This window comes from Paraburkholderia sp. SIMBA_053, assembly GCF_046534895.1.
In the GTDB taxonomy this organism is placed as follows: Bacteria; Pseudomonadota; Gammaproteobacteria; order Burkholderiales; family Burkholderiaceae; genus Paraburkholderia; species Paraburkholderia caledonica.
The window spans coordinates 316675-331654 of the sequence record NZ_JAWRXU010000003.1; the positions used below are offsets into that span (position 1 = coordinate 316675).

At 63.7% G+C, this 14980-nt stretch carries 13 protein-coding genes; 6 read left to right on the top strand and 7 right to left on the bottom strand.

What is annotated here, in order from left to right:
- The first annotated feature begins 389 nt into the window (after positions 1-389).
- From xdhA to guaD, 5 genes are all read left to right on the top strand, one after another.
- A complete protein-coding gene (xdhA, locus tag SB753_RS13450) occupies positions 390-1934 on the top strand; it encodes a xanthine dehydrogenase small subunit (RefSeq protein WP_410800400.1) in 1545 nt (514 codons plus the stop codon).
- Positions 1934-4384 carry a xanthine dehydrogenase molybdopterin binding subunit gene (gene xdhB, locus SB753_RS13455; protein WP_410800401.1) on the top strand — a complete coding sequence of 817 codons (2451 nt, stop codon included), beginning with the start codon at positions 1934-1936 and terminating at the stop codon, positions 4382-4384. The genes xdhA and xdhB overlap by 1 nt, the downstream gene beginning before the upstream one ends.
- 152 nt (positions 4385-4536) lie before the next feature.
- Positions 4537-5553, top strand: coding sequence for a xanthine dehydrogenase accessory protein XdhC (gene xdhC, locus SB753_RS13460; RefSeq protein WP_410800402.1), 1017 nt, complete (start codon positions 4537-4539; stop codon positions 5551-5553).
- A 66-nt stretch (positions 5554-5619) separates the two neighbouring features.
- A complete protein-coding gene (locus tag SB753_RS13465) occupies positions 5620-6666 on the top strand; it encodes an adenosine deaminase (RefSeq protein WP_410800403.1) in 1047 nt (348 codons plus the stop codon).
- A gap of 81 nt (positions 6667-6747) precedes the next feature.
- The gene (guaD, locus tag SB753_RS13470; RefSeq protein WP_392394241.1) at positions 6748-8112 is read left to right on the top strand and encodes a guanine deaminase; all 1365 of its coding nucleotides are present in this window, start codon (positions 6748-6750) and stop codon (positions 8110-8112) included.
- A gap of 120 nt (positions 8113-8232) precedes the next feature.
- Here guaD and SB753_RS13475 read toward each other — a convergent pair whose 3' ends face one another.
- The gene (locus tag SB753_RS13475) at positions 8233-9486 is read right to left on the bottom strand and encodes an NAD(P)/FAD-dependent oxidoreductase (protein ID WP_410800524.1); all 1254 of its coding nucleotides are present in this window, start codon (positions 9484-9486) and stop codon (positions 8233-8235) included.
- A gap of 120 nt (positions 9487-9606) precedes the next feature.
- On the opposite strand from SB753_RS13475, the gene SB753_RS13480 reads away from it, so the two are divergent.
- Positions 9607-10335 (top strand): class I SAM-dependent methyltransferase, encoded by a 729-nt coding sequence (locus SB753_RS13480; RefSeq protein ID WP_310352563.1) that lies wholly within the window; start codon positions 9607-9609, stop codon positions 10333-10335.
- A 15-nt stretch (positions 10336-10350) separates the two neighbouring features.
- Here the strand turns inward: SB753_RS13480 and SB753_RS13485 are convergent, their stop codons facing one another.
- From SB753_RS13485 to SB753_RS13510, 6 genes are read right to left on the bottom strand one after another with little or no spacing between them, the layout of a single operon-like run.
- On the bottom strand, positions 10351-10794 hold the full coding sequence (locus SB753_RS13485) for an excinuclease ABC subunit A (RefSeq protein WP_410800404.1): 444 nt from the start codon (positions 10792-10794) through the stop codon (positions 10351-10353).
- Positions 10795-10852: 58 nt separating this feature from the next.
- Positions 10853-11275: a hypothetical protein gene (locus SB753_RS13490; RefSeq protein WP_027804797.1), complete on the bottom strand. Its 423-nt coding sequence runs from the start codon at positions 11273-11275 to the stop codon at positions 10853-10855.
- 35 nt (positions 11276-11310) lie between these two features.
- Positions 11311-12549: a beta-ketoacyl-[acyl-carrier-protein] synthase family protein gene (locus SB753_RS13495; protein WP_410800405.1), complete on the bottom strand. Its 1239-nt coding sequence runs from the start codon at positions 12547-12549 to the stop codon at positions 11311-11313.
- A complete protein-coding gene (locus SB753_RS13500) occupies positions 12546-13772 on the bottom strand; it encodes a beta-ketoacyl-ACP synthase (protein WP_410800406.1) in 1227 nt (408 codons plus the stop codon). Before SB753_RS13500 ends, SB753_RS13495 begins: the two co-directional genes overlap by 4 nt.
- On the bottom strand, positions 13772-14497 hold the full coding sequence (locus tag SB753_RS13505) for a 3-ketoacyl-ACP reductase FabG2 (protein ID WP_020069022.1): 726 nt from the start codon (positions 14495-14497) through the stop codon (positions 13772-13774). Before SB753_RS13505 ends, SB753_RS13500 begins: the two co-directional genes overlap by 1 nt.
- Positions 14494-14979, bottom strand: coding sequence for a hotdog family protein (locus SB753_RS13510; protein ID WP_087752772.1), 486 nt, complete (start codon positions 14977-14979; stop codon positions 14494-14496). Before SB753_RS13510 ends, SB753_RS13505 begins: the two co-directional genes overlap by 4 nt.
- Position 14980 lies beyond the last annotated feature (1 nt).

Below are 14980 nucleotides of genomic sequence, written 5' to 3' on the forward strand. Positions count from 1 at the left end.
CGCTGTGTCGGGTTTTTGCCGTTTTCCTTTTTTTGCCGATCTGGTTGCTGCCGCCGTCGCGCGCCCCGGTTTCCGGCGGTTTTCAACCGCAGGCACGGCGCTTCGCCTGGTCCGCAGTTCCAACTCCTGCCCATTCGCCTGTTTCGCGCCAGCTTCCGCCGGTGCGCCTCCTCCCCGCCCGACGCAACTTCCCCGCACGAAGCGAATCCGACTCAAATCGGACTGATCTCATTGCATCTTCCGAATAAGCTTCATGCGACATCGGAAATATTTTTGGGGCGCCGTAATGCTATCTTCGGATATGGATGGCGATCTACGTGCGCGAGGCCGGCTTTGGCGCGACCCCATGCGTAACGCGCGCCCGGTCCGCACTGTCTTCTGGATTCGCCATGACAACGCAAACCATCCGCTTTTATCGCCAGGGGTCCGTCCACGAGATCTCCGGCGTACCCGCATCGCGCACCGTGCTCCAGCATCTGCGCGAAGACCTGCATTGCACCGGCACCAAGGAAGGCTGCGCTGAAGGCGACTGCGGCGCCTGCACGGTGGTCATCGGCGAACTCGACGCGCAAGGCGTGCTAGTGCTAAAAGCGGTCAACGCCTGCATCCAGTTCCTGCCCACGCTCGACGGCAAAGCCCTGTTCACGGTCGAAGACCTGCGCGCCGCGGACGGCACGCTGCATCCCGTGCAACAGGCAATGGTCGACTGTCACGGCTCGCAGTGCGGTTTCTGCACGCCAGGCTTCGTGATGTCGATGTGGGCACTCTACGAAAACCAGCCGGCGGCTGCCGGCCTGCCGACGCGCGACGAAATCAACACCGCGCTGTCCGGCAACCTGTGCCGCTGCACCGGCTACCGGCCGATCGTGGACGCATCGCAGAAAATGTTCGACTACGCGCAATATCCGCGCGTGACGCTCGATCGCAAGGCTGTCGAAGAAACGCTGCGCGCACTGCAACGCAACGACACCTTCGAGTACCGCGCGCCCGACACGCGCGGCGCCGCCTTCGGTGCGCCAGCGTTTTACGCGCCGCTCACGCTCGACGCTTTCGCGCGGCTTCGCGCCGAACATCCGCAAGCCCGGCTCGTGGCCGGCAGCACTGACGTCGGCCTGTGGGTCACCAAGCAGTTCCGCGATCTCGGCGACGTTCTCTACATTGGCAATGTGCGCGAACTGAAGACGATCGAGCGCGATGCGCAGACGCTCACTATCGGCGCGGCCGTCACGCTTGAAGACGCGTATGCGGCTCTAGCCGCCGACTACCCCGAACTCGCCGAACTTTGGACGCGCTTTGCGTCGCTGCCGATCCGCAATGCCGGCACGCTCGGCGGCAATGTCGCGAACGGCTCGCCGATCGGCGATTCGATGCCCGCGCTGCTTGCGTTCGGTGCCGAAGTGGTGCTGCGCCACGGCACGAAAACGCGCACGCTGCCGCTCGACGGGTTCTATCTCGGCTATCAGAAAACCGCGCTCGCGGCGGGCGAATTCGTCGCCGCGCTGCGCGTGCCGCGGCCGACGGGCAATCTGCGCTTTCGCACCTACAAAGTGTCCAAGCGCTACGACCAGGACATCTCGGCGGTCTGCGCGGCATTCGCTTTGCATATCGACGAAGGCAGCACGATCGTCGAGGCTCGCGTCGCATTCGGCGGCATGGCTGCAACGCCGAAGCGGGCCACGCAAACCGAAGCTGTGCTGAGCGGCGCGACGTGGAACGAAAGCACCGCGCGACAGGCCATGAACGCACTTGCCGCCGACTACCAGCCACTCACCGACATGCGCGCATCGAGCGCCTATCGGCTGAAGGTGGCGCGCAACCTGCTGTGGCGCTTCCATCTGGAAACGCGCGAGGACGCGCCGCTCGCGCTCTTCGACGTGAATGCATTTGCGTTCGAAGCCGGCACGCCGGACGCGATCGTGAAGGAGCCGTCGTGATGAATCGCACCGATGCTTTTGTCGAACGCGCTGCAAAACAGGCGGAAGGCCCGGCTGGAAACCCCGCCGATCTGCATCGACCCGAAGCCGCGATCGGCGTCGCGCTGCCGCATGAATCGGCCGCGCTGCACGTGAGCGGCGAGGCGACCTACACCGACGACATCGCCGAACTGCAAGGCACGCTGCACGCGGCGCTTGGCTTGTCGCGGCATGCACACGCGCGCATCGTGTCGATGGATCTCGACGCGGTGAGGAAAGCGCCCGGCGTCATAGCGGTGCTGACCGCCGAAGACATCCCCGGTGAAAACAATTGCGGCCCGGTGCTGCACGACGACCCGATTCTCGCCGTCAATGAAGTGCTGTACCTCGGTCAGCCTGTGTTCGCCGTGATTGCGCAGAGCCACGAGCTCGCGCGCCGCGCCGCGGCGCTCGCGAAAAGCGACGACGTAATCCGCTACGAGCCGCTCGACGCGATTCTCACGCCGGCGGACGCGAAGGCCGCCAAACAGTTCGTGCTGCCGCCGCTGCATCTGAAGCGCGGCGATCCGGACGCGAAAATCGCGGCCGCTCCGAATAAAATTCGCGGCACGTTCGAAGTCGGCGGCCAGGAGCAGTTCTATCTGGAAGGCCAGGTCGCATATGCGGTGCCGAAAGAGATGGACGGCATGCTCGTCTACAGCTCGACGCAGCATCCGAGCGAAATGCAGCAGGTCGTCGCGCATATGCTCGACTGGCCCGCGCATAACGTGGTGTGCGAGTGCCGCCGGATGGGCGGCGGCTTCGGCGGCAAGGAATCGCAATCGGCGCTCTTTGCCTGCGTGGCATCGCTCGCGGCGAAGCTGCTGCGTCGTCCGGTCAAACTGCGCGCCGATCGCGACGACGACTTCATGATCACCGGCAAGCGGCACGACGCGATCTACGAATACGAAGCGGGCTTCGACGACAATGGCCGCATTCTCGGCGCGCGCGTAGAAATTGCGTTGCGCGCAGGCTATTCTGCCGACCTCTCCGGCGCCGTCGCCACGCGCGCCGTATGTCATTTCGATAACGCGTACTACCTGTCCGACGTCGACATCGTCGCGCTGTGCTGCAAAACGAATACGCAGTCGAACACCGCGTTCCGCGGCTTTGGCGGCCCGCAAGGCGCACTCGTGATGGAAGTGATGCTCGACAGCATTGCGCGTCAACTGAACCACGATCCGCTAGACGTACGCCTCGCCAACTACTACGGCGTAGGCGAGCGCAATACGACTCCGTATGGACAGCTGGTCGAAGACAACATCATCGCGCCGTTGACCGACGATCTACTGGACTCCAGCGACTATCGCGCGCGCCGCGCAGCGATCGCCGCGTTCAACGCCAGAAGCCCGGTACTCAAGCGCGGCCTCGCGTTTTCGCCGGTCAAGTTCGGCATCTCGTTCAACGTGCCCTTTCTGAATCAGGCCGGCGCACTGGTGCATGTGTATAAGGACGGCTCGGTGCTCGTCAATCACGGCGGCACCGAAATGGGCCAGGGGCTCAACACGAAGGTCGCGCAAGTCGTCGCGAACGAGTTCGGCTTGCCGCTCTCGCGCGTGCGTGTGAGCGCAACCGATACCTCGAAGATCGCGAACACGTCGGCGACCGCGGCTTCCACCGGCAGCGATCTGAACGGCAAGGCCGCGCAAGACGCCGCGCGAACCATTCGTGCGCGGCTTGCCGAACTCGTGGCGAAACAACTCGGCGGCGACGCAGACGACGTGCTGTTCGCGAACGGCGAGGTAACGGTGAACGGCGGTGCGATGCCCTTCGATCAACTGGTCGGCGCCGCTTACCTCGCGCGCGTGCAGTTGTGGTCGGACGGTTTCTACGCAACGCCGAAAGTGCATTGGGATGCGAAAACGCTGACCGGTCATCCGTTTTATTACTTCGCGTATGGCGCGGCCGTGTCCGAAGTGGTGATCGACACACTGACCGGCGAATGGAAACTGCTGCGTGCCGACGTGCTGCACGACGCCGGTCAGTCGATCAATCCGGCGATCGATCTGGGTCAGGTCGAAGGCGGCTTCATTCAGGGCATGGGCTGGCTCACGACCGAAGAGTTATGGTGGAACCGCGACGGCCGTCTGATGACGCATGCACCGTCCACGTACAAGATTCCGGCTGTGAACGATACGCCCGCCGCTTTCCATGTGCGGCTTTACCCAAACCCGAACGCAGAGCCGACGGTGTTCCGCTCAAAGGCTGTCGGCGAGCCGCCGCTGTTGTTGCCGTTCTCCGTGTTCCTCGCGATTCGCGACGCGATCGCGGCCGCGGTACCGTGCGCACAGCATGCGCCGATGTTGCGCGCGCCCGCGACGCCCGAAGCGATCCTCGATGCACTGGATGCGCTGCACACACAAAGCGCGAGCGAGCCGGCATCCGGGCAAGGAACGAGCATAGAGGCGTCGACCAGCGACACGACTGCCTGACATGCGCGAAACAGACAACTCAAGCTCAGATCCGGGCGCAGCGCAGCGAACGCAAGTGACTTGCAGATACGCCCGGTGCGACACAATCGCCTCACACCAGGTTCAACCGGCCGCACGGAAACCCCGAGCGGCACTGTACGGAGATTCGTCGGATGCAAGCATGGCTACCTGACCTGCAACAACTGCTCGCGCACGGCGACGCCGCCGTGCTGGTGACGGTCGCGCGCGTCGAAGGTTCGGCGCCCCGTGAGGCCGGAACCAAGATGATCGTGACGCGCGATTCGGCGAAACATACGATCGGCGGCGGACACCTCGAATGGAAAGCGATCGAGACCGCGCGCCAGGTGCTGCGCGACGGCATGCGCTCGCCGCATATGCGCCGGCTCGAGCGTTTCGCGCTTGGCCCGAGTCTCGGGCAATGCTGCGGCGGCGCCGTGATACTCGCGTTCGAACGGCTCGACATCGGAGATCTCGGCTGGATCACGTCGCTTGCGAAGCGCGTGGCCGCAGGTCAATCGACGGTGCGTAGCGTATCATTCGGCCCCGCACCGGATGCGGTGATGCTGTCCGACCCCGAGCCGGGCGTCGATGCCGCCGACTGCCTGCTGTGGGACGGCGCCGGTTTCGACGACAGCGGCGCGCTGCTCACCGAGACGATTGCGCCAGGCGACTTCCCGGTCGTGCTGTTTGGCGCGGGGCACGTGGGCGCTGCTTTGGTTCGCGTGCTCGCCACGCTGCCTTGCACGGTACGCTGGGTGGACGAACGCGACGCGCAGTTTCCGCCCGTTGAATCGCTGCACGCGCACAACGTAAAGATCGACGCGAACGACGCGCCTGACGAAGCCGTCGACACGGCTGCGCCCAACACGTACTTCATCGTCATGACGCACAACCATACGCGCGACCTCGAACTGGCCGAGCGTATTTTGCGGCGCGGCGATTTTGCGTTCTTCGGCATGATCGGCTCGCACAGCAAGCGCAAACAGTTCGAACACCGGCTCGCCGCGCGCGGCATCGATCCTTCGCGGATTGCGCGGATGAAATGCCCGCTCGGCGTGGATGGCATCGTCGACAAGTCGCCGGAGATCATTGCGATTTCCGCGGCCGCGCAACTGCTGCAAGCTGTCGAAGCGAACGCGAGCGTGCATCGCGCCGTGCAGACGGTTTGACGAAGCGAGTCGACATCACGCTTACGCATCCGGCGCACAACGACACCAACAAACTTCTGACCGACCATGAACACAACAACCGCTACGTCCCTCATCGAAAAGGCCATGCTCGCACCGAAGGCCGAGCTGCATATTCACATTGAAGGCTCGCTCGAACCCGAGCTGATTTTCGCGCTTGCCGAGCGCAACGGCGTGAAGCTCGCTTACGACTCGATCGAAGCACTGCGCGCAGCCTATGCATTCACCGATCTGCAATCGTTTCTCGACATCTATTACGCCGGCGCGAGCGTGCTGCTGCACGAGCAGGACTTCTATGACATGACGATGGCGTATGTCGAGCGCTGCCTCGCCGACAACGTGATTCATAGCGAGATTTTCTTCGATCCGCAGACGCACACCGAGCGCGGCGTGCCCATCGCGACGGTTGTGGCCGGCATTGAGCGCGCGCTCGCGGACGCGGAAAAACACGGCATGTCGAGCAAGCTGATTCTGTGCTTCCTGCGTCACCTGTCGGAAGAAGACGCACTTGCAACGTTCGAAGAAGCGCGGCCGCTGTTCGACCAGTACAAGCATCGACTGATCGGCGTGGGGCTCGATTCGTCGGAGCGCGGCCATCCGCCGTCGAAGTTCGAACGTGTCTTCGCAAAAGCGCGTGCGCTCGGCTTGAAGCTCGTCGCGCACGCGGGCGAGGAAGGACCGCCGTCGTATATCTATGAAGCGCTCGATCTGCTCAAGGTGGACCGCGTCGATCATGGCGTGCGAAGCATCGAAGACCCGGTGCTCGTCGCGCGTCTCGCCGACACGCGCGTCGCGTTGACGGTGTGTCCGCTGTCGAACCTCAAGCTCTGCGTGTTCGACGACATGACAAAACACACGCTGAAAGACCTGCTCGATCGCGGCGTCGCCGTCACGGTGAATTCCGACGATCCGGCGTATTTCGGCGGCTATGTGAACGCCAACTATGCGGCGACCATCGACGCATTGAAGCTCGACGATGCCGAGGTCTACACGATCATCCGCAACGGTTTCGAAGCGTCGTTCGTTACGCCGCAAGAGCGCGCGGAACTGATCGCGAAGCTCGACGCGCATTGGAATCAAAGCGGCCCGCATTAAAGGGCCGATGTATTGCAGCGCGGGCATCGCAACACGGCCCTCCACGCTGCTCAGCTTTTCACATTCGGAGACGGTTTTCTCATGACTCACCCGGCTACAACGGCTAACCCGGCCCAATCCGCATTCCGCGCGCAGTTGCTGACTTTCAACGGCGATCCGTCGCGCTCGCCCGACGCGGCGATCTTCAATGAGGACGGCCTTCTGATCGTCGAAGACGGCCATGTCGTCGCAGCGGGCGCGTACGCGGCGCTCGCGTCTCGACTCGCGCCGGGCACGCCGGTTCAGGACATGCGCGACAAGCTGATCGTGCCGGGCTTCATCGACACGCACATTCATTACCCGCAAACGGACATGATCGCGTCGCCTGCGGCTGGCCTGTTGCCGTGGCTCGACACGTACACGTTTCCGACCGAGCGCCGTTTCACCGATCAGGCTTATGCACGCGATACGGCAAGCTTCTTCCTCGAAGAACTGCTGTCTTGCGGCACGACGACCGCACTTGTCTATTGCACGGTGCACAAGGAGTCGGCCGACGCGCTCTTTGCCGAAAGCGAGGCGCGCAATCTGCGCATGGTGGCCGGCAAAGTGCTGATGGATCGCAACTGTCCGGAGTTCCTGCGCGACACCGCGCAATCCGGTTATGACGACAGTGCCGAGCTGATCAGCCGCTGGCACAACCGCGGCCGTCAGATGTACGCGCTCACGCCGCGTTTCGCGCCGACTTCGACCGAAGCGCAACTGGAAGCTTGCGGCGTGCTGGCGGGCAAGCATGCGGATGTGTTCATCCAGAGTCACGTCGCCGAAAACACCGACGAAGTGAAATGGGTCAACAGTCTTTTCCCCGGTCACCGCAGCTATCTGGACATCTACGACCACTACGGCCTGCTACGCCGCCGCGCGGTGTACGGGCATTGCATTCATCTCGACGCGCAAGACCGGCAACGCATGGCTCAAACCGGCGCGGTCGCGTCGCATTGCCCGACGTCGAACCTGTTCCTCGGCAGCGGTCTGTTCGATTTCGACAAGGCCGACGAAGCTAACATGCCGATCGCACTCGCCACGGACGTCGGCGGCGGCACGTCGTTCTCGATGCTGCAGACAATGAACGAAGCGCACAAGGTCGCGCGATTGACGGGTCACCATTTGACGGCCACGCGCATGTTCTATCTCGCGACCGCGGGCGCGGCCGAAGCGCTCGATCTCGCAGACAAGGTGGGCACGCTCAGGCCGAAGTCGGAAGCGGACTTTGTCGTGCTCGATCCTCGAGCAACGCCGCTGCTCGCGCGCCGCACGGCGCGCACGGAGTCGCTCGAAGAATTGCTGTTCGCCTTCGCGCTGCTCGGCGACGATCGCGCGGTCTATGAAACGTATGCGGCCGGCAAGCGCGTGCATCGCCGCGACGACGTGCGGCAGCACGCGCCGCGCGTCGCTCGATTCGCGGCCTGATTGCCGCTCGAATGCGGCTTGGTGGTTTTCGCTGCTTCTAAATAAAAACGGCGCTTCCTTGCATGACGAGGAAGCGCCGTTTCAATTTCTACGTTCAATGCATGCCCCACCCGCGGGGACTCAGCGCTGCGTGCAAACCTCATGCAAGGCATTGAGCCTGCGCACCGGGTCGGCGACATACGGGTTGGATTCGTCCCACGCATAGCCCGCTAGCACCGCGCTGATCATGCGGCGGATCGACGGTGTCTGGTCGGGATAGAAAATGATGTCCTGCAATTCGCCCGTGTACCAGCGCTCGACAAACGCGCGGAATGTGTCGATGCCCTTGCGCAACGGCACGTCGTAATTCGCGGACCAGTCAACCTGCTCGCCATCCAGTTGGCGGTTCAAGGTCTGCACCGCCAGATGCGCCGAGCGCAGTGCGATCGTCACGCCCGACGAGAACACGGGGTCGAGAAACTCGCCCGCGTTGCCAAGGAGCGCATAACCCGGTCCGTGCAGACGCTCGACATTCGCCGAGTAGCCGCCGATATGCCGCACAGGCAACAGGAAAGGCGCGTCGCCGATCAACCGGTTAAACGTCGGCTCCTTCTGGATCAGCGCACGCAACTTCGGCTCGCGCTCCGTTGGCGGCACGTCGAGAAAACTCGACTCGGCGACGCATCCCACCGACGACCGTCCGCCCGCAAGCGGAATCATCCAGAACCACACGTCGCGGCGCTCGGGATGCGTTGCCACGCAGATCTTGTTGCGGTCGTGGGCGCCCGCGGGGAGGCCGTCGTAGACATGCGAGAAGAGTGCGGCGCGCGTGGGCATGCGCGTGGGCGCCTCCAGGTTGAGCAGACGCGGCAGCACACGGCCAAAGCCGCTTGCATCGAATATGAAACGCGTTTCGACCTGATACGCATGACCGGCCTCGTCGATCACGTCGACACGCGGCGCGGCACCCGTGCCCTCGCCGGTATGCACGGCCTGCACCGTATGCCCGAAGCGCACATCCGCACCTTGCTCCGCTGCGCAGCGAATCAGGATCTCGTCGAACACCGCGCGTTCCACCTGATACGTCGTGCCCCACCCCGCCGTGTGCTTGTCGCGGAAATCGAACGACGAAGATTGGCCGCGATACACGAACTGCGCGCCGTTCTTGTATTGGAATCCGGCCTCGATCACTGCTTGCAGCATGCCGGCTTCTTCCAGATAAGCCATGCTTTGCGGCAGCAGGCTTTCGCCAATCGAAAAACGCGGAAAGTGCTGGCGCTCCAGCACGAGCACCGAGCGGCCCGCTTTGCGCAGCAACGCGGCCGCCACTGCACCGGCCGGGCCGGCGCCGATGATCGCGACGTCGACCGTCGTGTGTTCCGCCGTGTGCTTCATGTCATGTGTACTCAAGTTCGCCTCAATCGTTTGCTTGCCCGACGCAGCAATACGCTGCATCCTTACGTCCTGTTACATTGCATCTCTAGCAGCAATAAATATTTCACCGGGGAGTCCAGCGTGCCGCCGTCTCAAACATCCAGTGTGCCGTTCGTGCCGGAAACGGCATTTGGAATCTGGTTCCTGCGTACTCACACATGGGAACATCATGTGTTGCGCGTCGCGATCAACGACCTCAAGCGCCTGATCGATACGCCGTTGCCCGCAGCGCCCGTCATCGTCGACGTTGGCTGCGGACAAGGCATTTCGTTTCGCCTGCTTGCCGATGCGTTCGAGCCGCGCCGCATCGTCGGCATCGACTATCACGAACCGTCGCTTGCGCTCGCGGCCAATGCGGCCAACTCCTGCCGCGACAAGGTCGCCGACATCGAACTGCTGCACGGCGACTGCGCGGCGCTGCCGCTGCCCGATGCGAGCGCAGACATCGTGTTCTGCCATCAGACTTTCCATCATCTCGTCGAGCAGGACCGCGCGCTCGCCGAATTTCGCCGCGTGTTGAAGCCCGGCGGCGTGCTGCTGTTCGCCGAATCCACTGACGCGTACATCAGGTCGTGGGTGATCCGGCTGCTGTTTCGTCATCCAATGCACGTGCAAAAAAGCGCGGACGGCTATCTCGACATGATTCGTCGCGGCGGCTTCAGCTTTACCGAACGCAACGTGTCCCTGCCGTACCTCTGGTGGAGCCGCGCGAAAGACTTCGGTCTGCTCGAACGGCTCGGCCTTTACCGTCCGCAACCCGGCAAGCGCCGTGAGACGCTCGTCAATGTCGCGGCGGTGAAGACCGTCTGAGTCGGCCAGGTTGCGTTACTTGCGCAGCGTGACGACGTCGCCCTTCAGCGCCACGCCCGCAATCACTGCACCCGCGCCGCAGGTGAACTCAGTCGCGCTTTCGCGCACTTCGTTCTTGTAGTTGCTCTTGATGTTGATCACCGCGTTGCCGCCTTCCTTGCGCGCGCGATCCTGCAACTCGATCACCGCCGACAGGAACACGTGCTGGCATGCGGCCTCATCGCTCTTGCCGAACGCGTTGGTCTTCTTGTTCGTCGCAAATTCGCCGATCGTTTTCGCGACGGCCGGATGCCGCTGGCCCGCGAAATACAACTGTATGTCGTCGCCGACCTTGCCCGGCTCGCTATGCAACGCATCGTTGATCGGATAGGTACCCACCGAGTCCCGCGCAAAAGCCGGTGCGACGCTCAGCATCGAAAAAGAAGCGGCGAGTGTGACGAACATCAGATGACGTTTCATTGATACTCCTTCCTGGTTGTTATGGGTTTTACGATTCCCGCATTCACTGCCCTGCAAATCAGTTCGCCTCGAGCACAGCGAGCCGTCCGCTGATCGCGATCGCGGCGGCACTCGGGCTCACGCCGCAAGTGAACTCGCTGGACGAATTGCTTTCGCTGCTGTGAAAGCGCGTCGTCACGTCGATCACCGCATTCGCATTGCGCTCGCGCGCCGCCGCGCGAAGCTTGCCGATCGCCTCGGCAAGCGCCTCGCGGCATGCGTCGTCGGGGCCCGCGACCTTGCGCGCGATGCGCACCGAGTATGAGACGTCGCCCAACCCGCGCTTCACGGCCGGATGGCTTTGCTCACCGAAATACACGGGAACGCCGCCGCGCGATTCACCGCCCGCGGCCGCGAGCGGCAGCGACTTCACCTGTGTCGCACATCCCGTCAGCGTCGCGGCTGCAATCGTCAATGCACCCAGCACCAATGTTCTTTTCATTTTTATCACCCTCGTTTTTTAGAATCGCGACCGTTTCAGCCGCCCTGCCATGCCTCGAACATCAGGCTCGCGCAACTTCCGCCGAAGCCGAACGACACCGACATCGCCGAGCCGATGCGCGCGTCACGCGTCTCACGCACGAGCGACATGCCGTCGATTTCCGGCTCCACCGAATCGATCCCCGTGGTGCCTGCAATAAACCCGTCGCGCATCATCAGCAACGTATAGATCGCCTCGTGTGCGCCGCATGCGCCAAGCGGATGCCCGGTCATGCCCTTGGTCGACGAAAACGCGGGCACACCGCGCTCCGATGCGGCACCGAACACCTGCCTCAACGCATGCAGTTCCTCGACGTCGCCAAGCGGCGTGGAAGGCGCATGCGTGTTGATGTAGTCCGGACGCTTGCCCGCTTGGTCCAGCGCGCCGCGCACGGCGCGGGCGATGCCTGCCGCGCGCGGCGTGACCATGCCGGCGTCCGTGCAGTCGCCGAACCCCGTGAGTTCCGCGTAGATACGCGCGCCCCGCGCCAATGCGTGGTCCAGCGCTTCGAGCACGAGCACGCCGCCGCCCGACGCGATCACGAAACCGTCACGCTTCGTATCGTAAGGGCGCGACGCGCGCTCGGGCGCGTCGTTGGAGCGGCGCGACAACGCGCCCATCGCGTCGAACATCAGCGTCATGTTGTCGTGCAGCGACTCGCTACCGCCCGCGAGCAGGATCTGCTGGCGGCCGGTCTGAATCAGTTGCATCGCCTGGCCAATGGCGAGCGCGGAAGTCGTGCATGCCGACGACGGCGAATAGCCGACGCCTTCGAGCCCGAACACCTGCGCGACGTTCGCGGACGCTGTGCTGCTCATTGCATGCGGCACCGTGTAAGGCGGCACTTTATCGACGCCGCGCGTGTTGGCAACGGTCATCGCGGCGTCGTAGCTCGACATCGTGCCGACGCCCGAGCCGATTACGGTGCCGGCAAGCGGCGAGCGCAGCATCGCCGCATCGAGCCCGGCATCGTCGATCGCCTTGCGCGCGGCATGGCAGGCAAAGCGCGCGGTATCGCCCATGAAGCGCTCCAGCTTGCGCTCGAAAGGCGCTTCATTAGCGACCGACGCCACGCCCGCGACTTGCGACGCAAAGCCGCGCTCACGCCATGCTTCGACTCGTTCGATGCGCGACTTCCCCGCGCGCAATGCAGCCGACACTTCGTCGAGCGAATTGCCGAGGCACGACACGATGCCCATGCCGGTAACGACCACGCGTTGCAACGCCACGCTCATCGAACACGCCTGAAAATGAGCGACGTGTTGATCCCGCCGAACGCGAAGTTGTTGCTCATCACCAGTTCGGCGTCGATCTCGCGCCCCGTCCCGATGATGTAATCGAGCCGCGCGCAGGCCGCGTCCACGTCCTGCAGATTCAGCGTGGGCGCGTACCAGTTGCGCTTCATCATCTCGATGGTCCACCAGGCTTCGAGCGCGCCGCACGCGCCCAGCGTGTGGCCCACATAGCTTTTCAGCGAACTGATCGGCATGCGCTCGCCGAATGTCTGCGCGGTTGCGTGGCTCTCCGCGACATCGCCGCGATCCGTGGACGTGCCATGCGCGTTCACATACTCGATCGCCTCGGGCGGAAGCGCTGCGTCTTTCAGGGCAAGCTGCATCGCGAACGCCATGGTTTCCGCCGTGGGCTGCGTCATATGCGCGCCGTCCGAGTTACAGCCGAAGCCCACGATCTCCGCGTGAATCCGCGCACCGCGCGCCACCGCGTGCTCGTATTCCTCGAGCACGAGCGTAGCGGCGCCTTCGCCGACCACGAGGCCGTCGCGCGCGGCGTCGAATGGACGCGGCGTCAGATGAGGCTCGTCGTTGCGCGTGCTGGTTGCGTACAACGTATCGAATACGGCGACCGCCGGACCCGACAATTCTTCCGCGCCGCCCGCCAGCATCAGCGTCTGCTTGCCCGTCTGAATCGCTTCATATGCGTAGCCGATTGCCTGGCTGCCCGACGCGCACGCGCACGACGTGGGAATGATCCGCCCTTTCAGATCCCAGAACAGGCTGACGTTGACGGCTGTTGTGTGCGGCATCATCTGCACGTAGCTGTTCGACGTGACGTCGCTCATCGAGCCGCTTTCGAGCATCGTGCCGAACGCGCGGATCGGCTGCACCGAGCCCGACGACGAGCCGTACGCGACGCCCATGCGGCCGTCCTTGATGCTCGCGTCGTCGGCGAGGCCCGCATCTGCAAGCGCGAGTTCGCTTGCGCGCACCGAATACATCGACACGGGGCCCATCGAACGTGTCTTCTTGCGCGGATAATGCGCGGGCGTGACGAACTGCGGCAACGGACATGCGAGCCGCGTATGCAACGATTCGAAGTAGTCCCACTCGGGCATGCGCCGCACTGCGTTCACGCCGCTTTTCAGACGCGCTTCGATTGCGTCCCAGCTATCGCCGAGCGCCGTGACGCCGCCCATGCCGGTAATGACGACTCGCTTCATCAGACCATCCCGCCGTTGACGCCGATCACCTGGCGAGTCACATACGAGGCCGCATCCGACATCAGGAAGCTGACCACGGACGCTACCTCGGCAGGCTGGCCGACGCGATTCATCGGCACCGTCTTCAATGCGTGTTCGAGCGGCATCTCGTCGAGCATGCCGGTTTCAATGAGACCGGGCGCCACGCAGTTGACGGTGATGTTGCGCGTCGCGAGTTCCACCGCGAGCGCCTTGGTCGCGCCGATCAGGCCGGCCTTTGCCGCGCTGTAGTTGACCTGACCGCGATTGCCCATCACGCCCGATACCGACGCGATAGTCACGATGCGCCCTCCGTTGCGGGCACGCACCATCGGCATGGTCAGCGGATGAACGACGTTATAGAACGAGTCGAGACCGGTTTCGATCACGACGTCCCAGTCTTCGTCGGTGAGCGCCGGGAACGCGGCGTCGCGCGTCACGCCTGCGCTGCATACGATGCCGTAGTACGGTCCGTTCGCCGCCACATCGGTTTCGAGCACATCGCGGCACACCGCGCGCTCGCGCACGTCGAATTGCAGCACCCGCGCAGTGCCGCCCTGAGCGGCGATGCCCGACGCCACTGCCTCGGCTTCAGCGCGCCCCGTGCGGCAGTGCACGGACACTGCAAAGCCGTCGGCAGCCAACTGGTACGCAATCGCGCGGCCAATGCCGCGGCTTGCGCCGGTAACGAGAACACGCCGGCTCATGAATTGAAACTCCCTTCGATGAATGACTGAAAATCGGACGGCTGGAAGACCTTGATCACCGCCTCGGCGCAACACACGTCGTCGTGATGAATCGTGCATTCGTATGCACCGTGGCCTTCGTCGCTGCGCAGCAATTCCGTTGCGTGAATCAGCAGTTGCGCGCCGCCTGCGAACGACGGCTGCAACGCCTTGTAGCTGCGCGAACCGAGCAGCACGCCGGGCCGCGCGCGGCCACCGCCACGCATGGCGAGCAACGCGACATGCGCGGCGATCGACTGCGCCATCAACTCGATGCCGATCCACGCGGGCATCGCGCCTTGCGCGTCCGCATACCAGGCATCGGCATGCACGGTTGCGCGCGCGCTCAGTGTCTGTTCGTCGAACGCGGTGACGGCGTCGATCAGCAGCATGGTGCCGCGATGCGGGATGATCGCTTCGATAGGTTGCTGCAGCAGTTCGTCAATGCTTCGTGTCGAGTTCATC